Raw genomic sequence first — 18,302 nt, 5'->3', positions numbered from 1 at the left:
ATCATGGAACTGTTTGGTATCAAAAACTGCGACAGCGTGAAAAAAGCGCGCAAGTGGCTCGATGCCCGCGAGATCGACTACGCCTTTCACGATCTCAAGCAAGCTGCGCCCGACAAGGCACAGCTGCAACGCTGGTGTCAGGCCGTGGGCTGGGAGACCCTGCTCAACCGCCGCGGTCTGACCTGGCGCCAGCTCGATGAGGCGCAAAAACAGGATCTCGACACCCCAATGGCCATCGAACTGATGCAACACCATCCCATGCTGATCAAACGGCCGGTCATCCAGCACGGCGATCAGCTCCTGGTCGGCTTTAAGGAAGCCGACTATGAGCAACATTTCGGTTAGACTGGGCGCATGTCCGAGACGCTGAAACTCGCCAAAGCCCTGATCGAACGCCCTTCTGTCACCCCCGAGGATGCCGGCTGCCAGCCCCTGCTCGGCGAACGCCTCAAGGCGATCGGGTTTACGCTTGAATCGATGCGCTTCGAGGAGGTGGATAACCTCTGGGCACGGCGTGGCGCTAACGGCCCCCTGTTCGTCTTCGCCGGGCACACCGATGTCGTCCCGACCGGTCCCGAAGAGGCGTGGCAATCACCGCCGTTCAGCCCCACCGAGCATGACGGCCAGTTATACGGCCGGGGTGCCGCAGACATGAAAAGCTCCATCGCGGCGATGGTAACCGCCTGCGAACGTTTCGTGCAGCAGCATCCTGATCATGTCGGATCCATCGGCTTTTTGATCACCAGCGACGAGGAAGGCCCGTCCATTAACGGCACGGTCAAGGTAGTCGAGACCCTGCAGCAGCGTAACGAGCCAATCGACTGGTGCCTGGTGGGGGAGCCGTCCAGTACCGACCGGGTCGGGGATGTAATCAAAAACGGCCGGCGCGGATCGCTGGGGGCCATTCTCACCGTGCGCGGCAAACAGGGGCATGTCGCCTATCCGCACCTGGCGCGTAACCCGGTGCATCAATTCGCCCCGGCGTTACAGGAGCTGGTCAGTCACGAGTGGGATCAAGGCAATGATTACTTTCCGCCGACCACATTCCAGATCAGTAATATCCAGGCCGGCACCGGCGCCAACAATGTCATTCCCGGCGAGCTGGAGGTGCAGTTCAACTTCCGCTTCTCCACCGAAGTGACCGACGAGCAATTACGCCGGCAGGTCGAGGCGATCCTGGATGGACACGCGCTGGATTATGCCATCAACTGGACGCTCTCCGGCCAGCCGTTTCTTACCCCCGAAGATAAGCTGGTAGCCGCCACGCAACAGGCGGTTCAACATGTCACCGGTTACCCCACCACGCTGTCGACCGCCGGCGGCACCTCCGACGGCCGCTTCATCGCCCCCACCGGCGCCCAGGTAGTCGAACTCGGCCCCCTCAACGCCACCATCCACCAGATCAACGAACATACCGACATCGCCGAACTCGACACCCTCTCCGCCATCTACGAACAGATCCTGGTCAACCTGCTGACATAATAAAAAGATATACCGCAGAGACACAGAGAATGCCGAGTAAAATTTCTTTAACCACGAAGACACGAAGGCCCGAAGAAAACATTGTTACCAAATTTCATCACTTCGTGTCTTCGTGCCTTCGTGGTAAAAACAACCTCTCCGGATTCCCCGCAACCTACCAGTAAGCATCTTTCTCTGCCAGCTGCTATCTGCCAACTGCCAACTTTATTTAATAGAAGACGATCCGTTCGATGGTATTGATGATGTCGTTTTCGAGTTCGGTGGCGATTTTTTTGGCGGGGCTGTCCGCGGCGACCCGTGAAGGGCGCACGAACAGCATCGTGGTCATCTCTTCTTTATGAATAAAGGTCATGCGCAGGGGGACCATGGCCAGCAACTCGGGATCGAGATTGCTGATCTGGTTCACATACCAGGCATTGCTGAAAACCAGGCTGCGGATCGCTTCGAGTTTGTTACGGTTGTAATCATCCCCCCAGCGCTGGGCGAAGTGTTCCAGATTCTTGGCGATGTTGGGCTCGAACTGCACAAAATAACCGCCGTTTTCCAGCGCGGTAAAAACCTTGCTGTAGACCTCGGGAAGAGGCTTTTCGACCTTTTTGACATAGATGCGGGATCCGTCTCCTTCGATCACGGATTCCTGGGCCGACGCGGCGGTGTAGAAGACCAACAGACCAAGCACCGGTAAAAAAGCGACCATTCGGGTGAACAAGGTTCTCATCACGGCGTCCCTGTTAGTAAAGAAGCAGCAAGCCTACCAAGGGGGCGGGTCGGGCTCAAGTCAGCCGGTCACCTTGTTGCGTAAATAAACCGGTTGTGCCGACTCCACCGTCTCCGCCTGTTCCGGGCTCAGCGCGGCCAGCTCGCCGATGTATTCGGCACGCGGATAACGCAGGGTCGCTTCGTCGTTCAGGCGGGTCAAGCCGTGCTCGCGCAGCACCTCGTCCCGGGTCGCCACGCCGCTGCCGAATACCCGGGCGTCGCCCGACACCGGGATCGCGCCGAGGCGGGAGACCTGCTCGTCGCCCTGCAACTGCATGCGATCCCCCTGCCACTGATAATAGCCCCAGTAAAATTCGCCCATGCGAGCATCGATCAGACTGAGCACCGAATCGGCCTGTCGCTGTCGGTACGCTGCCTGGGCCAGCGCGGCCAGGCTGGAGACCCCCAACACGGGCAGATCGGCGGCGAAGGCCAGCCCCTGCACCACACTCAGGGTGATCCGAATGCCGGTGAACGATCCCGGGCCGCGATCGAAGGCGATCAGATCCAGATCGGCGAGGGTCAGATCCGCCTCCCCCAGCAGGGCATCGACCATCGGCAGCAGCAAGCGGGTATGTTCGCGCGGCGCCACCGCATACTGCTGCCGGCTGGCCCCATCGATATAGAGCGCCGCCGAACAGGCCTCGGTGACCGCATCCAGCGCCAGGATCTTCATACCGGCGCGGCCTCCGCCTGCTCGCGTTGTTCGAAAAAGCTGCGTACCCGGGCCAGATCGCGGGTGCGGGGCATCGGCGGCAGCGATTGTAAGAAGACCCGGCCGTACGGTTTGTTGTGCAGCCGGGGATCGCAGATCATCAGCAGACCGTAGTCATTGACGTCGCGAATCAGCCGCCCGGCGCCCTGTTTCAGGCTGATCACCGCGGCGGGTAGCTGGTAGGTCATGAAGGCGTTGATCCCCTGCTTTTGCAGCGCCTCGATGCGCGCCTGCAACACCGGATCGCCGGGCGAGGCAAACGGCAGCTTGTCGATGATCACGCAGGAGAGCGCCTCACCGCGCACATCCACCCCTTCCCAGAAACTGCTGGTCCCGAGCAGGACCCCGTTCCCGGCGCGCCGAAACTGCTCCAGCAGGACATCGCGCGGCGCCTCGCCCTGCACGAACAGCGGCCATGGCACCTGATCGCGCAGCAGGCCGGCAGCCTCCTGCAGGGCGCGATGGCTGGTAAACAGCAAGAACGCCCGCCCGCCGCTGATCTTGAGGACCCGGCGGGCCTGCGCCACCACCGCTTCGGTATAGTCGGGCGCATTGGGGGCCGGCATCTGTTCGGGCAGATAGAGCAGGGTCTGGCGGGCAAAGTCGAAGGGGCTGTCCCAGCGTGCGGTGGCGGCCTGCTCCAGCCCCAGCCGTTGCTGGAAATGGTCGAAGCGATCGGCCACCGCCAGGGTCGCCGAAGTAAACACCCAGCTGGCCGAGGTGCTTTCCAGCTGCTCGCGGAAGTTGGCGGCGATATCCAGCGGCGTCAGGTGCAGGGTAAAGCTGCGCGGATGCACCTCGTACCAGTGAATGTCGTCACTGTCATGCACCGCGACCAGCTCCTCGAAGCGGCTGCCCAGTTCCCGGGCCCGCTGGTAACACTTGTCCAGCGCCTTGCTGCGCGGCGCACAGGGTTCCAGCGCCGCCTGCAGCTGCGCCAGTTTCTGACCGAGCTGCGCGGTGACCGCCTGCATATCGGGTTGGTCGGCCAGCGCCTTCCAGTTGCCGCGCTGGCCCGGCTGACGAAACAGCAGTCGCATGTCGCGCACCGCTTTTTCCAGTTCATCGGCCAGGCGCACCAGCTCGCGATCCTCGTTGAGCTCGTTGATATATTCATCGCGACTGTCGCGTGCCAGCTCCAGTAACTGGTTGGCGCTCAGGGCCGTGCCGAAAAACCCGGAGGCCACGTCCGGCAGCTGATGGGCCTCGTCAATGATGAACGCCTCGACCGAGGGCAGCAGCTCGCCGAAACCGGTCTCGCGCAGCGCCATGTCGGCAAACAACAGATGATGGTTGACCACCACCACATCGGCGGCCTGCGCCTCGCGCCGGGCCTCCACCAGATGACAGCGATCGAACCAGTCGCACTCCTGCCCCAGGCAGTTATCGGCGGTGGAGGTGACCTTGGGCCAGATCATGTCCTGCTCGTCCACCTCGGGCAATTCGGCGATATCGCCGCGCCGGGTGCGCCCGGCCCAGTCGCGAATGCGCTGCAGTTTTTTCATCTCCGCCGGATTTTGATAGGCCGTCTCTTCGGCCAGTTGCAGACGGTGCAGGCACAGATAGTTGCTGCGCCCTTTTAACAGCGCCACGCTGGCCGGAACCTGCAGCGCCTTGCGCACCACCGGCAGATCGCGATGAAACAGCTGATCCTGCAGATTGCGGGTGCCGGTGGAGACCACCACCTTGCGCCCCGACAGCAGCGCGGGCACCAGGTAGGCGAAGGTCTTGCCAGTCCCGGTGCCCGCCTCGACGATCAGATGCTCGCCCTGCGCCAGCGCCGCCTGCACGGCATCGGCCATCGCCTGTTGTTCGATGCGCGGGGCAAACCCCGCCACCTGCCGGGCAAACGGACCGTGTTGACCTAGAATCTCGTTGGGGGAATCCACTGCGCTGTGTTGTACCTGTGTTCCGGGTTACGGGTTACGGGTGCTGAGGAGCCGCGATGCCGACCTGGCCGGGGCGCGGTTCAGGAATCCCCCGGACAAGCCACCCGGGCCGCCCGCCCAGCAGAGAGGTCATTGTACCGCACTCGAGGGCATCGGGGTGCGCGCCCCGGCTCGGAAGTCTATCCGGCGCAGCCCCTGAATCGCGTCGCGCGCGTTTGCGGCGGATCACTGCTTCTGCAACAGGGTCGTGGCCCGTTGCTGGGCGTTTTTGGCCCCTTCCGAATCACCGGCGTGGTATCGGGCGTGAGCGATAATGCGCCAGTTATCGGCCTGCAGTTGATAATTTTGCGAACGATCCAGACTGTTGGATTTGGCAGCCAGCCCTGCGGCCTGATCCAGCTGCCCCTGGTGCAGGCGCAGCTTGGCCAGGTAAGACCACAACACCGCGTTGCGCGGCTCGATACGCAATGCCCGCTCCAGGCGGGATTCGGCCACAGCCAGATCGCCGCGGCGTGAGGCGTTATTGGCCTGCTCCAGCAGCGCCAGTACCGGCCGGCTGGTCTCCGCCCCCGGGCGTACCTGGGCGATTGCCTCACTCTCCGGCTCCACATCGGACTCAGACTGGGTCCTGTCCGGCGTCGCGCTGCACGCCATCAACAGCACGCCGAACAACAGGACGCCCGCCTGGCGGTAATAACCCGGACTCTTCATTGAAACCATCCTTTCAGCCAATCCAGCGTACTGTCCATTTTGTCACGCACCCCGCCGCCGGCACAGTCGATTTTCTCCTGCGGCGCCGTGCCTTTTATAAAGGCAAGATAGGCCGCACCGGGGCAATCCCGCCGGCTGATCAAACCGCTCTGCGAATCGAACCAGTGGTATTCGATCCCCGGATTGGGCGGCGGCTCCAGCGGCATCCCCGGCAGCTCGGCAAAGATGTCACCCCAGATCCGCATGGCGCCGCTGGCGCCGGTCAATCCCGTGGCACCGTTATCATCCCGGCCCAGCCAGACTACCCCCAGATGACTGCCGCTAAAGCCGGCAAACCAGCTGTCGCGCAGATCATCGGTGGTGCCTGTCTTGCCGGCCACCGTCTGCCCGGCCGGCAGCATCGCCGGCAGGGCCCGGGCCGTGCCGCTGCGCGGAACTTCCAGCAGGGCACTGTGCAGCAGCTGCACACTGTCGACGTTCAGGGTCTGCTCCACATTCAACGGGTAACGGCGCAGCGGTTCACCCCCGGGCCCAAGCACTTCGCGAATGGCGCGCAAGGGGCTGCGAAAGCCTCCGGCGGCCAGGGTCTGGTACATCCCCGCGACTTCATACGGCGTAAAATTGACCGCTCCCAGCAGCATTGACGGATAGGCCGGGACGGAACGTGGCGCGCCCATGCGCTGCAGGGTATCGGCAATGGGTTCAAACCCGAGCTGCATCCCCAGACGCACGGTGGCCTGGTTATAGGAGTTGACCAGCCCCCGGAACAGCGGGATCCGTCCATGCGACTCGCCGCTGTAATTGCGCGGCGACCAGCGGGTCCCGTTGTCCGCCTCCAGTGTGATCGGCGCATCCTCGACAGGCGTCGCCAGGGTATACTGTTGCGGGCGATCCAGCGCGGTCAGATAGACCGCCGGTTTGATCAACGAGCCGATGGGGCGCGAGGCCTCCAGCGCCCGGTTAAAACCGGCGTAACGGGCCTGCCGATCGCCGACCAGCGCCAGCACCTCGCCACCGCTGGTGCTGGTGATCACAGCGGCACCCTGCAGCCCGCCGTCCAGGCCATGCTGGCGATCCAGGGCGGTGATGCGGCGACTCAGGCTCTGTTCAGCCCGGCGCTGAATAGCGGGATCCAGGGTGGTAAAAATCTGCAGCCCTTCGGAGGTGAGATCGGCCTCCCGATACTGCTCGCGTAACTGCCGGCGCACCAGATCCATGAACGCGGGGTAATCGGAGATGGCCCCCGGTTTACCGCGCACGATCCCCAGCGGTTGATTCCGGGCCCGTTGCGCGCGGGCCGGATCGAGCCCGTTATCCTGCTCCAGAATGTCAATCACCAGATTACGTCGCTGACGCAAGCGTTGGGGATGACGCTCGGGATGGTAATAGGACGGCCCCCGGGCCAGCGCCACCAGGGTGGCAATCTCGCCGGCATCCAGTGCCGCCAGCGGTTTGTCGAAATAATAGTGCGCGGCAAGCCCAAAACCGTGTATCGCTCGCTGTTTGTCCTGACCCAGGTAAATCTCGTTGATATAGGCTTCGAGGATCTCGGTTTTGGCGTAGTGCCACTCCAGCAGCAGCGCCATCACCGCCTCGTTGGCCTTGCGCCACAGGCTGCGTTCATTGGTTAAAAAGAAATTTTTCACCAGTTGCTGGGTCAGGGTACTGCCCCCCTGTACCGTGCGTCCGGCCCGCAGGTTGGCCACCAGTGCGCGGGCAATCGCCTTGGGATTAATCCCCGGATGCGCGTAAAAAGCGCGATCCTCAACGGCGACCAGCGCCTGCTGCAACAGCGGCGGCACCTCCAGCAGGCGGACCAGGACCCGCTCTTCGCGATGACCCGGGTAAATCCCGCCGATGGCCGGCGGCTCCAGTCGCAACAGGCTCAGCTCAGCACCGTGTTGATCCTGCAAACGGGTCAGTACGCCGTCACTGAATACCGCCTCCAGCTGACGGGAACGCTCCCGGCCGTCCCAGAATTGAAAGGCCCGGGTCGTAAAGCGCAGGCGGTTACCCCGCCGCTGATAACTGCCCGGGGTCAGCTGCCCCGGATTTTCGCGGTAGCCGAGCAACTCCAGCTCCTGAACCAGTTGTGCCGCGGGCAGTTGCTTGCCGGGATAAATTTCCAGCGCGCGGGCATACACTTTGGCCGGCAGAGCCCAGCGCTTGCCTTCGAACTGATCCCGGATGGTGTAATCCAGATAGACGACATACCCCACCGCCACGAGCGCCAGCCCGACGAACAGATAACGCCAGCGAAAGCCGCGCGATTTTTTTCGGCGCGCGGGTTTACGCGCCGCGCGCCGCGGGCGGGTACTGCGCTTGCGGCGTGGGGTTACCGATTTACGACTTGGCATATCCGATCAACATTCCTTCAAAACAACCGACCCCGCCTGAACAAGCGCCCCGGTCAGGATAAAGCGGCCAGTATAAAGCATCTGCAGCCAGGCGGCGCTGACGAGTCGGTCACAGGCCGCCCAACTGCCGGCGCGCCAATCGTCCCCCTCTTCCCGGGAGTCACCGTCCGCCCGTCACGATTTGTAAATCGCATAAAGAAAGTCTTTGAAATAGCTGATATTTCTCGAATTATTGACCTGGGAGCCCGGATGGGCTAAAAATAGCCAAACGGAGTACACCCATGCAGCAAACAAATCCCTCCCTCCTGCAGCTCAACATCGGATGGCTCTGGCCGGCGGGACTCGCGTTGTTACTGCTATACGGGTGTGGCGTCCCGCTACATCGCTCGGCCGACACGACGATCGATCGGGACAAACTGGTGGAAGTGGCCCGCAGCATGCTCGGCACACCCTATCGCTACGGTGGCGACTCGCCCCGGCACGGTTTTGATTGCAGCGGCCTCGTTCAGTATACCTATCAAAAAGCCGGCCTCGAACTGCCGCGCACCACCGGGCAGCAATACCGCAGTGTGCAGCATATCCCCAGCCGCGCCCTGCGCCCCGGCGATCTGATTTTCTTCAGCAGCAAATCTAACCGCTTTGTCTCCCACGTCGGCATCTACCTGGGCGACAGCCGTTTTATCCACGCTCCCTCCAGCGGCAAGCAGGTCAGTATCGCCAACCTCAAGGATCGCTACTGGCGACGTCACTTCGCCTCCGCCGGCCGACTGTAAAAACCTTATTTAGCCGCAACCGTCGAACTGCGGCGTGAAGCGCTCCGGCAACACACCAATTGAACGCGAGTCATCCACGCTACGCGGATCGTGAACGTTGTATTTATTCGCGTGCCCCGGTGGATCGGGTCAACAGTCGAACAACCCCCTGCTTGACCCGCGCGGCGGCGACAAATGCGGCCGGAATGGTAAACAGGGTCACCAGCGTCGCAAAAGCCAGCCCCCAGGAGAGGGCCAGGGCCATGGGGGCAACGAACGGATCCGAACCGCCCCAGCCGTAGGCGGTCGGTAACAGGCCCAGTACCGTAGTGGCGGCGGTCAGGATCACCGCGCGCAGACGTCGGCGGCCGGCCTGCATCACGGCCTCGTAGGTCTTATAACCTTCCTCCAGGGCCCGCTGGATAAATACCACCATAATCAGCGAACTGTTGACCACCACCCCGGTCAACGCGACCATGCCCAGGGTCGAGAAAAACGACAGTGGCATGTCTTTCCAGAACAGATCGTGCAGCAGGAAACTGATCACAATCCCCACCACCCCGAACGGGATTGCCATCATCACCAGCAGCGGATAACCCAGGTTATTGAACTGAATGGCGAGAATAAAGAATATTCCGATCAACGCGACGGCAAATGCCCATTTAAGATCCGCAAAAGATTCCTGGTTCTTTTCATTCTCGCCACCGTAAACCACCCGGACCTTGTCGGCATCCTCACCCAGCCACTGTGACTCGCCCTCTTCCACAGCCCGGTTGATCTCCAGACTGGTTGTCTGCTTGCTATCGAGATTGGCGACCACGGTCACCGCGCGCACACCCTGTTTATGCCGAATCGTGGTATAGCCGTCATGCTCCTCGAGTTTGGCGAGCCGGTTCAACGGCACCATGCCGCCGGAGCGATTGGGAATATCCAGTTGCATCAATCTGCCAACGGGATCGTCGCTGTCATTCGCCAGTCGGATAGTAATATCCACTTCCTCGGTCCCCTTGCGCGTAGTCGTCACCCGCAAGCCGTCGACCGCGGCGCGCACGTGACTGGCGATAGTCGCCAGGTCGATCCCCGCGTAGGCCGCCTTGACCCGGTCGACCACCACGTGCAGCTCCGGATCGCCCGGTTGCAGGCCGCTTTCGATGGTGGTGATCCCCGGCAGGGTTTTCACATAATCCATCAGTCGATAAGCAACCCGTTCGTTGACATCACTGTTGTCACTGGAAATCTCCACCTCCAATGCGCGACCAGTGGGCGGGCCATGTTTGATCTCGCCCAAAGTGATCTCCAGGTCCGGGAATTTTTCCGTTAACAGGGATTCAAACCGGCGCATGTCATCCAGCACATCATGATCTTCACGCAGTACCGCGGGTATATAATTGACCCGGATCTGCCCGAAGCGGCTGCCGCGCTGCATCAGGGGATCATTGGCATCCGTCGCAATCTGACCGGTGGAAATAATCGTGGTTTCCAGATAGTCCGGATTGGTTCCTTCGCGCACTGTTTCATCGATGGCGCGCATTCGCTCGCGCATTGCTTCCAGACTGGTACCGGCCGGTGCCGTTACCCGCACGATGTATTCATCCACATCCACCGGCGGAAACAGCTGGAACTTGAGCACATTCATGGCTGCAAACAGGCTCAATGCCAGTGCCGCAATGGAGATCAGCAAGGTGATCCAGTGGCGACGAATCGCCTTGTCCAGCATCCAGGCATAGCCATTCTCCAGCTTCACCAACCAGCGGCGTTCGCCGGGACGTTTTTTACTGTTGGTAACATGCGCGACATGGCTGGGCAGGATCAAAAACGACTCCAGCCAGGAGAAAATCAGCAGGGCAATAACCACGATGGGAATGGCGACGATAAACTTGCCAATCATGCCGCTCATGAACAGCATCGGCAAAAACGCGGTAACCGTGGTCAAAATGGTCGCCGTTACCGGCCCGATCAACTCTTTCGCGCCGGTCACCGCCGCCTCGTTGGGCGACAGTCCCTGCTCCATATGATAGGTAATGTTCTCGCCGATGATGATGGCATCATCCACCAGCATTCCCAGCACCATGATAAAGCCGAGCATGGAAACCAGGTTCAGGGTAATACCGGAAAGGTACAGAACATACAGGCCGGTCAGAAAAACGATCGGAATACCCCAGGTGGTGGTCAACGCCACCGAGGGGCGTAAAAATAGGATTAGCGAAAGAAAGACCAGTACTAGCCCGACCTGGGCGTTATTGGTCAGTACCCCCAGACGCACCTTGGCAAAATAGGAGAAGTCCTGGAAGGTTTCGATCTCGATATCATCGCCGTAACGTTCCGGCACCTGCGCCAGATAAGCGTCGATCCGATCCACCGCTTCGATGATGTCAGCCTCGGCTTTTTTCATCACGATCACATTCAGCGCCGGCGTACCGCTGACATCGTAGTAGGTATCGGCCTCCTCCAGTGACTCGGTCACCTCGGCGATATCACCCAGTCGAATCCCCTCGCCCCGCTCGTTGGCGCGCAGCACCAGCTCGCTGATATCCCGGGTCTGCTGATATTCGCCGACAATTCGAATGGCTCGCTGGCCCTGCGGGGTTTCCAGATCGCCGCCCGGCGCGTTGACGTTCCAGTTCTCCAGTACTTCGGCCAGCTCACCGATGGAGATGCGGTGCTCACGCAATTTTTCGGGGTCGGCCACCACCCGCAGCTCGGCCCGTCGATCGCCCTGGATCTGTACCCGGGCGATCCCGTCGATATTCAGCAGATCGTCTTCCATGTCATCCACCAGCCGTTTCAGCGCCACTTCATCGCGCGGCGCGGAGATGGCCAGCTGGATGATCGGAATCATCTTGCCGTCCACTTCCAGCACCACGGGATCCTCGGGCATGTCACCGGGTAACGTGGCGCGATCCACCGCCAGCTGCACATCACTGACAATGCGATCCCGATTGGTCGCATCGGGATCCACCTCGAGATTGATGCGCCCCGAACCGGGAAAGGCAATGGAGGTCATGGTGTCGATACCATCGAGCGAACGCAGCTCCTGTTCGATGGGCGTAATAATGATGCGTTCGATCTCCTCGGGGGAGGATCCGGGATAGGCGATCTCGATCTGTACCTTGTCGAGATTGACGTTGGGAAAGGCCTCGCGGTTGATGTTGGCGATCGCGATAATGCCCAGCACGATCAAAAAGATCGAAATCAGATGGACGACCAGGCGGTGTTCGACCAGAAACCGGATCATCGCAGTTCCCCGGTATCCAGGGTGGCCCAGAAGCTGCCATGCAGAATCCGCAGGGCACTGAGCCGGCGCGCCAGCTCGACCTCCAGTTCGGCCACCGTCAGTCGGGCATCGTTCAGTTCATTATCAAACTGGATCAGCCGATCGGTCTGCTCCCGCCCCTGACGATAACGCTGCATGGCCTCACGGTATTTATCCTGCTCGCTTTGCAAACGCCGGCGGCTGCTATCCAGTGCCCGACGGGCGGCATTGATCTCCTGTACCAGACTGGCGACGCCGTAGGTCAGCTCGTCACGGGCACGGCGAATCTCCTGGATGGCGATGGTGCGATCCAGTTGCGCCTGGCGCACTTCGGCATCCAGACCCTGCTTGTTCAATGATTCACGGTACTCAAAGCGAATCTGACCAGCCATATCCTGCTCGTTGACACTGCCGGTCGTGGCATCGCCACTGCGCGTACGGCTGCCCACCGAGAAGATCAGATCCAGCTGATCCTTGCGCTGATCGCGGCTGCGATGCAGAACCGTTTCGGTCACTTCGAGGCGGGCGCGGTTTTGCTGTAGCGGGGGATAACGGGCTTCCGCCTGATCGACCAGCGCCTCCACCCTCTGCTCGATCAGTTGCGACTGCACCTGCACGACACTGCGATAGCGCCGTTGCCAGGGCTCGCCCATGAGTCGGTTAAGCGCAATCTGCTGTTGTTCCAGGCCCATTTCCAGCTGTTCCAGAGCGGTCTGCTGCGCCCTGACCTGGGCCTCGGCCTGCAGGCTATCCTTCTCTTCGGCCAGCCCCAGCTCGCGTCGATCGGCAATATACTCTTGCAGACGGCGAGCGTTGTTCAGGGCCTCACGGGCGCTGTTCAGTCGCGCCTCGCTCAGCGCCTTGGCATAAAACAGATCCAGTGCCTGATTGGCGATATCGTTGCGCAGGGCTTGCGCGGCGGCACGTTCGGCTTCAACCCCGGCCGCAGCCCCCGCCAGGCTTTCAGTGTAGGCCGGATTATCCTCACCCTGCTTCAAGGGAATGCGGTAATTGAGATCCAGCTGGGTGGAGTGCGAGGGATTGGGAAATTCCGGGTTGACCGTGAACGCGCTGTCCTCATAGGTATAGTTACCGCTGACCCCGACCCGATGACCCGATTCCAGCTGCCGCTCCAGGGAGAGATTCACATCGGCGCGATCGGTCGGTGTCCCGAACACGGAGACATCATGCGAGACCCCGCCGTCGCTGGCCATTTCCCAGCCCAGCTGGCTTTCCACCCGGGCGATCTCCTCGCGCGAACGCTGCACCTGCAGGCGCGCCACTTCCAGGCTCGGATAATGACCCAGGATTTTTTCCACCACCCGTTCAAAACCAAGCGTCTGTTCCTCGGCCTGCGCCACCGGCAGGCTCAACAACAGCACCAGTCCGCCCATCACGCTGCGCGCACTCATGGCATCTCCTTTTTCAGTCCGTTGAGAAACAGATCAAGATGCTGATGCAAATAGGTTTGCTCATCCATCGGAAAGGTCTGATCGTAGGGTTGCAGAGAGTGACGCCAGATAGCCAGCAAAACCATCGGGGACATCAACAGGCGCGTCACATACTCGGGATCGATCTGGCGAAATTCGCCCTGCTCGATGCCCTTTTCGATGACCTTGTTGAAAATCCCGCGTACCCGGTTGATCACGTTATCCACGAAAAATTGTGCCGCCTGCGGGAAGTTGGCGGATTCGGCAACAATCAGCTTGGGAATACCGCAAACCGGCCCGGCGCTGACCGATTGCCACCAGTTCATCACCAGCTGTTCAAGCAATTCGGCCTGACTGCCCCGGTGCTGTTGCGCCAGCAGTTCGCTGCGCTCGACCTGGGGAATCACAATCTCCCGCACCACGGCCTCGAACAACGCTTCCTTGCTGTCAAAATAGAGATAGACCGTGCCTTTGGAGACCCCCGCCTGGCGCGCCACATCCTCCAGCCGGGTAGCCGCAAAACCGTGCTCGACAAACAACTCCAGCGCCGCGGCAATGATTTCACCCGGCCGCGCCGCTTTGCGCCGTTGATGGCGTCTGCTATCCGACTGTTCTAAAAGAGTTTTTGCCATTGCCCCTGAAATACTGACTGACCAGTCAGTTAGTATAGGGCGATTTTTGCCAAATGCAAGCCAGTGCCGATCGCCGGGGCAGTCGTGATCCCCCATTACCCCGGCCACCGCCCTCCGCCCGAAACCCGGCCGGGTTCAACACCCGGCTCGCCATTCCTTGCACGGGTTCAAAATGACCGTGACGAACCGCTGCACGCCATGCGAAGTGGCAAGGCGTCAAAGGCGTAAACAATCAGCTATTGCCCGGCTGTCTGGATCCAGCCAGGCAAAACAAGAGATCCGTGCATGCGGGCCGTTCTGGAGGGGACCTTCGATCCTGAAAATGCTATCCAATAAAAAAGGGCCCATGAAGGACCCTTTCTTAACAGCAAATAAAAAAGCCCGCAGAAGCGGGCTGATTTATATTTGGCGTCCCCAAGGGGATTCGAACCCCTGTTGCCGCCGTGAAAGGGCGGTGTCCTAGGCCAACTAGACGATGGGGACGAAAACTTACGTTATTCGTCGTCGGGACGTGACAGCTGCGACATGACAGTGCCCGCCAATAGTACTACAAACCCTACTGGCACGACACCGAGCCACTGAATGCCCGCGCTGTCCTGTTTGACAAGCATCGCACCGAATCCGGCGATCATACCCAGTACTATCAGTATGATCCCGAGGTACACAGCAAAGCGTCCGATATATTTCACCCGTCACCCCGCTGTGGTCTCTGGTGGAGCTAGGCGGGATCGAACCGCCGACCTCTTGCATGCCATGCAAGCGCTCTCCCAGCTGAGCTATAGCCCCGAAATCGAGAGCGCGCAATTTACGTCAGCGGCCCCCTTATGTCAATCATCCGGCGCGGATTTTTCCAGGATCCGTCCGAATTTCAGTCATTTGCCGAATGTTTCGCCAGCTGCATAGATCAAGTCGTCGCGCGACCCGTGCGCGACGACGGCCCTCACTGCCCCGCGGATTTTTGCTCGATTTTCGCCCAGGTGTCCCGCAGGGTCACGGTGCGATTGAAGACCGGCATCCCGCCCTCCCGGCGGGCCTCATCGAGACAGAAGTAACCCTCGCGTTCGAACTGGAACACCTCGCCGGGGGCAGCCGAGGCCAGGCTCGCCTCCACCAGACTGTGCGTCAGGGTGCGCAGAGAGTCGGGGTTGAGATGCTCGGTCCAGAGCTTGCCGTCTTTGGCACTGTCGGGATTGGGATGATTGAACAGCCGATCATAGAGCCGCAGCTCGGCCGGCAGCGCATCAGCGGCGTTGACCCAGTGGATAACGCCCTTGACCTTGCGCCCCTCGGGATTGGCGCCCAGGGTCGCCGGATCGAAGCTACAGTGCAGCTCGATAATCTCGCCGTGCGCGTCCTTGATCACCTCATCGCAACGGATCACATAGGCGTTGCGCAGGCGTACCTCGCCGCCACTGACCAGGCGTTTGAATTTCTTGTTGGGCGCCACTTCCATAAAGTCATCCCGATCGATCCAGACCTCACGACTGAAGCTAATCTGTCTGCTCCCCTGGCTCTCATCCTGCGGATGGTTGGGCGCCTCGAGTTGTTCGGTTTGTTCCTCCGGATAATTGGTAATTACCACCTTGAGGGGATGCAGCACCGCCATGCGCCGCGGCGCCACGCGGTTGAGATCCTCGCGAATACTGTTTTCGAGCACACCCATTTCGACGAAGTTGTCCGACTTGGTAACCCCGATGCGCTCGCAGAAATCGCGCAACGCGGCGGGCGTATAGCCGCGGCGGCGCAGACCGGCGATGGTCGGCATACGTGGATCGTCCCAGCCCTCCACATAGCCCTGCTCGACCAGTTCGGTCAGCTTGCGCTTGCTGGTCACGGTATGTTCCAGGGTCAGACGTGAAAACTCGATCTGTTGCGGATGATGCGGCGTCTGCAGGGTGTCCAGGAACCAGTCGTACAACGGCCGGTGATCCTCGAACTCCAGAGTACACAGTGAATGCGTGATCCCTTCCAGGGCATCGGACAGGCAGTGTGTAAAGTCGTACATCGGATAGATACACCACTGCTCACCGGTCTGATGATGGATCACACCGTGACGGATACGATAAATGGTCGGATCGCGCAGATTGATATTGGGCGAGGCCATATCGATTTTCGCGCGCAGTACTTTTTCACCGTCCTGAAACTCGCCGGCACGCATGCGGGCAAACAGATCCAGGTTCTCCTCGACGCTGCGCTCGCGATAGGGACTGTCCCTGCCCGGTTCGGTCAGGGTGCCGCGATATTCACGGATCTGTTCGCCGGTCAGATCGCAGACATAGGCCTTGCCCCGTTTGATCAGCTCGACGGCATACGCGTACAACTGCTCGAAATAGTTGGAGGCGAAATAAAGATTCTGCCATTCATAGCCGAGCCACTGCACATCCCGTTTGATCGCCTCGACGAATTCGACGTTCTCTTTATGCGGATTGGTATCATCAAAACGCAGATTGCAGGCGCCGTGATAATCCGCGGCCACCCCGAAATTCAGCACGATCGATTTGGCATGGCCGATATGCAGATAGCCGTTGGGTTCGGGCGGAAACCGGGTCATCACCCGGCCGTCGTGTTTCCCGGCGGCCAGATCGGCCTCGATGATCTGACGAATAAAGTTGGTCGGTCGGGGAGTATCACTGGGCATGCTGATTCAATCCGTGTAAAAACGTTATTATTCGGTGCGCTGGCGAATATACGCCAGGGCCATATCGATACGGTTCAGGGTCCGTTCCCGGCCGAGCAGATACACCGTCAGATCCAGTGACGGCGACGGCGCACCGCCGGTGACGGCCACGCGCAACGGCATACCCACCTTGCCCATTTTGAGATCCAGCTCCCCGGCCGTGCTGTGGATCGCGTCGTGGATGGGGCCTTGTTGCCACTCGTCCAGCTCAGACAATTTCCGGCGCAGCAGTTGTAATGGCTCTAGCGCGGCGGCCTTGAGCTGCTTGTTGGCCACCTTCTCATCATAACTGTCGAAATCGCGATAGAAGAACTGGCAAATATCCGCCAGCTCCTTCAGCGTCTGGGCCCGTTCGCGCTGGGCCTCGACCACGGCGACGATATCCGGTCCCTCGCTGGGATCGATATTCAGCTTGCCCAGATGATAGCCCAGATGATGGGCGATATAGTCTGGATCGCTGTTTTTGATGTATTGCTGATTCAGCCACAACAGCTTGCTGATATTGATACTGGAGGCGGAGTTATTGACCTCACCAAGATCAAACAGCTGCACCATCTCATCCAGCGAGAAGATCTCCTGATCGCCGTGCGACCAGCCCAGCCGCACCAGATAGTTGAGCAGCGCTTCCGGCAGATAACCTTCCTCGCGGTACTGCATGACACTGACCGACTCACCGTGCACCCGTTTGGACAATTTGGCGCCATCCTCGGCGAGGATCATCGGCAGATGGGCATAAACCGGGACAGAAGCGCCCAATGCCTTGAGTATATTGACCTGACGCGGCGTGTTATTCAGATGATCATCTCCGCGAATCACATGACTGACCTGCATGTCGTGATCATCCACCACCACGGTCAGATTGTAGGTCGGTGCGCCATCGGTACGCCGAATGATCAGATCATCCAGCTCGGCATTTTGAACAATCACCCGGCCGCGAACCAGATCATCGATCACCACCTGGCCTTCCAGCGGGTTTTTAAACCGGATCACGTGCGGCTCATCAGCAGAGACGTCCCGATGACGGCAATGGCCATCGTAGCGGGGTTTCTCCTTGCGGGCCATCTGCTCCTCGCGCAGTTGTTCCAGCCGCTCGCGACTGCAGCTGCAGCGATAAGCGTGGCCTTCGGCAAGCAGACGCTCGATCACTTCATTATAGCGCTCGAAACGCTCGGTTTGATAAAAGGGGCCCTCGTCGTATTCCAGCCCCAGCCAGGTCATTCCCTCCAGGATGGCGTTGACCGACTCGGCCGTGGAACGCTCCAGATCGGTGTCCTCGACCCGCAGGACGAACCGGCCGCCGTGCTTGCGGGCGTGGAGCCAGGAAAACAGGGCCGTGCGGGCCCCACCGATGTGGAGATAGCCGGTCGGGCTGGGCGCGAAACGAGTACGAATGGACATCAAACCAAATCCTTGAAAAATAAGTCATCTTGGCCCCGCAGGGGGCTGTATTGTACTCGCCGCGGGGTAAAATTGCAGTCCCCGTCGCCGGTTCGGGCGCAGCGATGTCCTGGTGGGACGAACAAAGGCCTGTCACTCTGGCCATGTGGCACCGAATTATATTAAAGTCCCTGTTATCAGAACCGATTTATAATAAATAATAACCGCCCTCTCCAGGCGATCCTGCAAACGACAGCAAAATTTGCCG

The 18,302-nt window shown here is 60.3% G+C and carries 13 protein-coding genes and 2 tRNA genes; 3 read left to right on the top strand and 12 right to left on the bottom strand.

Annotation, left to right across the window (positions count from 1 at the left end; genetic code table 11):
- Positions 1 to 3 precede the first annotated feature (3 nt).
- Both EDC23_RS11205 and dapE read left to right on the top strand, forming a co-directional pair.
- Entirely contained in the window at positions 4 to 345 is a 342-nt protein-coding gene (locus tag EDC23_RS11205) for an ArsC family reductase (RefSeq protein ID WP_134084569.1), read from the top strand.
- A 9-nt stretch (positions 346 to 354) separates the two neighbouring features.
- Positions 355 to 1,482, top strand: coding sequence for a succinyl-diaminopimelate desuccinylase (gene dapE, locus EDC23_RS11200; protein ID WP_134084567.1), 1,128 nt, complete (start codon positions 355 to 357; stop codon positions 1,480 to 1,482).
- Between the two features lie 208 nt (positions 1,483 to 1,690).
- Here dapE and EDC23_RS11195 read toward each other — a convergent pair whose 3' ends face one another.
- From EDC23_RS11195 to mrcB, 5 genes are all read right to left on the bottom strand, one after another.
- Positions 1,691 to 2,200 (bottom strand): DUF302 domain-containing protein, encoded by a 510-nt coding sequence (locus EDC23_RS11195; protein WP_134084565.1) that lies wholly within the window; start codon positions 2,198 to 2,200, stop codon positions 1,691 to 1,693.
- A gap of 60 nt (positions 2,201 to 2,260) precedes the next feature.
- Positions 2,261 to 2,917 (bottom strand): tRNA (adenosine(37)-N6)-threonylcarbamoyltransferase complex dimerization subunit type 1 TsaB, encoded by a 657-nt coding sequence (gene tsaB, locus EDC23_RS11190; protein ID WP_134084563.1) that lies wholly within the window; start codon positions 2,915 to 2,917, stop codon positions 2,261 to 2,263.
- Complete coding sequence (locus EDC23_RS11185; protein ID WP_134084561.1) at positions 2,914 to 4,845, bottom strand: ATP-dependent DNA helicase; 1,932 nt, start codon at positions 4,843 to 4,845, stop codon at positions 2,914 to 2,916. The genes tsaB and EDC23_RS11185 overlap by 4 nt, the downstream gene beginning before the upstream one ends.
- Positions 4,846 to 5,070: 225 nt before the next feature.
- Positions 5,071 to 5,556, bottom strand: coding sequence for a tetratricopeptide repeat protein (locus EDC23_RS11180; RefSeq protein ID WP_166668845.1), 486 nt, complete (start codon positions 5,554 to 5,556; stop codon positions 5,071 to 5,073).
- The gene (gene mrcB, locus EDC23_RS11175; protein WP_134084558.1) at positions 5,553 to 7,913 is read right to left on the bottom strand and encodes a penicillin-binding protein 1B; all 2,361 of its coding nucleotides are present in this window, start codon (positions 7,911 to 7,913) and stop codon (positions 5,553 to 5,555) included. The genes EDC23_RS11180 and mrcB overlap by 4 nt, the downstream gene beginning before the upstream one ends.
- Positions 7,914 to 8,194: 281 nt before the next feature.
- On the opposite strand from mrcB, the gene EDC23_RS11170 reads away from it, so the two are divergent.
- On the top strand, positions 8,195 to 8,686 hold the full coding sequence (locus tag EDC23_RS11170; protein WP_134084556.1) for a C40 family peptidase: 492 nt from the start codon (positions 8,195 to 8,197) through the stop codon (positions 8,684 to 8,686).
- A 103-nt stretch (positions 8,687 to 8,789) separates the two neighbouring features.
- On the opposite strand, the gene EDC23_RS11165 is transcribed toward EDC23_RS11170, so the two are convergent.
- The 7 genes from EDC23_RS11165 to gltX form a co-directional block, all read right to left on the bottom strand.
- Positions 8,790 to 11,900, bottom strand: a complete 3,111-nt coding sequence (locus EDC23_RS11165; protein WP_134084554.1) for an efflux RND transporter permease subunit — start codon at positions 11,898 to 11,900, stop codon at positions 8,790 to 8,792.
- Positions 11,897 to 13,330: a TolC family protein gene (locus tag EDC23_RS11160; RefSeq protein ID WP_134084552.1), complete on the bottom strand. Its 1,434-nt coding sequence runs from the start codon at positions 13,328 to 13,330 to the stop codon at positions 11,897 to 11,899. The genes EDC23_RS11165 and EDC23_RS11160 overlap by 4 nt, the downstream gene beginning before the upstream one ends.
- Positions 13,327 to 13,980: a TetR/AcrR family transcriptional regulator gene (locus EDC23_RS11155; protein WP_134084550.1), complete on the bottom strand. Its 654-nt coding sequence runs from the start codon at positions 13,978 to 13,980 to the stop codon at positions 13,327 to 13,329. Before EDC23_RS11155 ends, EDC23_RS11160 begins: the two co-directional genes overlap by 4 nt.
- A gap of 406 nt (positions 13,981 to 14,386) precedes the next feature.
- Positions 14,387 to 14,463, bottom strand: a tRNA-Glu gene (locus tag EDC23_RS11150).
- Between the two features lie 227 nt (positions 14,464 to 14,690).
- Positions 14,691 to 14,766, bottom strand: a tRNA-Ala gene (locus tag EDC23_RS11140).
- 154 nt (positions 14,767 to 14,920) lie between these two features.
- Positions 14,921 to 16,618 (bottom strand): glutamine--tRNA ligase/YqeY domain fusion protein, encoded by a 1,698-nt coding sequence (locus EDC23_RS11135; RefSeq protein WP_134084546.1) that lies wholly within the window; start codon positions 16,616 to 16,618, stop codon positions 14,921 to 14,923.
- Positions 16,619 to 16,645: 27 nt separating this feature from the next.
- Complete coding sequence (gene gltX, locus EDC23_RS11130) at positions 16,646 to 18,055, bottom strand: glutamate--tRNA ligase (protein WP_134084544.1); 1,410 nt, start codon at positions 18,053 to 18,055, stop codon at positions 16,646 to 16,648.
- Positions 18,056 to 18,302 lie beyond the last annotated feature (247 nt).

The organism is Thiohalophilus thiocyanatoxydans (assembly GCF_004366735.1).
Classification (GTDB): domain Bacteria; phylum Pseudomonadota; class Gammaproteobacteria; order UBA6429; family Thiohalophilaceae; genus Thiohalophilus; species Thiohalophilus thiocyanatoxydans.
This window is presented reverse-complemented; position numbering and strand designations above follow the sequence as displayed.

Excerpts from the sequence above, each read along its gene's own strand:
- EDC23_RS11165 (WP_134084554.1), bottom strand. The coding sequence starts at position 11,900 with ATGATCCGGTTTCTGGTCGAACACCGCCTGGTCGTCCATCTGATTTCG.
- EDC23_RS11170 (WP_134084556.1), top strand. The coding sequence starts at position 8,195 with ATGCAGCAAACAAATCCCTCCCTCCTGCAGCTCAACATCGGATGGCTC.
- EDC23_RS11180 (WP_166668845.1), bottom strand. The coding sequence starts at position 5,556 with ATGAAGAGTCCGGGTTATTACCGCCAGGCGGGCGTCCTGTTGTTCGGC.
- gltX (WP_134084544.1), bottom strand. The coding sequence starts at position 18,055 with ATGTCCATTCGTACTCGTTTCGCGCCCAGCCCGACCGGCTATCTCCAC.
- dapE (WP_134084567.1), top strand. The coding sequence starts at position 355 with ATGTCCGAGACGCTGAAACTCGCCAAAGCCCTGATCGAACGCCCTTCT.
- EDC23_RS11155 (WP_134084550.1), bottom strand. The coding sequence starts at position 13,980 with ATGGCAAAAACTCTTTTAGAACAGTCGGATAGCAGACGCCATCAACGG.
- EDC23_RS11205 (WP_134084569.1), top strand. The coding sequence starts at position 4 with ATGGAACTGTTTGGTATCAAAAACTGCGACAGCGTGAAAAAAGCGCGC.
- EDC23_RS11160 (WP_134084552.1), bottom strand. The coding sequence starts at position 13,330 with ATGAGTGCGCGCAGCGTGATGGGCGGACTGGTGCTGTTGTTGAGCCTG.
- EDC23_RS11195 (WP_134084565.1), bottom strand. The coding sequence starts at position 2,200 with ATGAGAACCTTGTTCACCCGAATGGTCGCTTTTTTACCGGTGCTTGGT.
- mrcB (WP_134084558.1), bottom strand. The coding sequence starts at position 7,913 with ATGCCAAGTCGTAAATCGGTAACCCCACGCCGCAAGCGCAGTACCCGC.
- tsaB (WP_134084563.1), bottom strand. The coding sequence starts at position 2,917 with ATGAAGATCCTGGCGCTGGATGCGGTCACCGAGGCCTGTTCGGCGGCG.
- EDC23_RS11135 (WP_134084546.1), bottom strand. The coding sequence starts at position 16,618 with ATGCCCAGTGATACTCCCCGACCGACCAACTTTATTCGTCAGATCATC.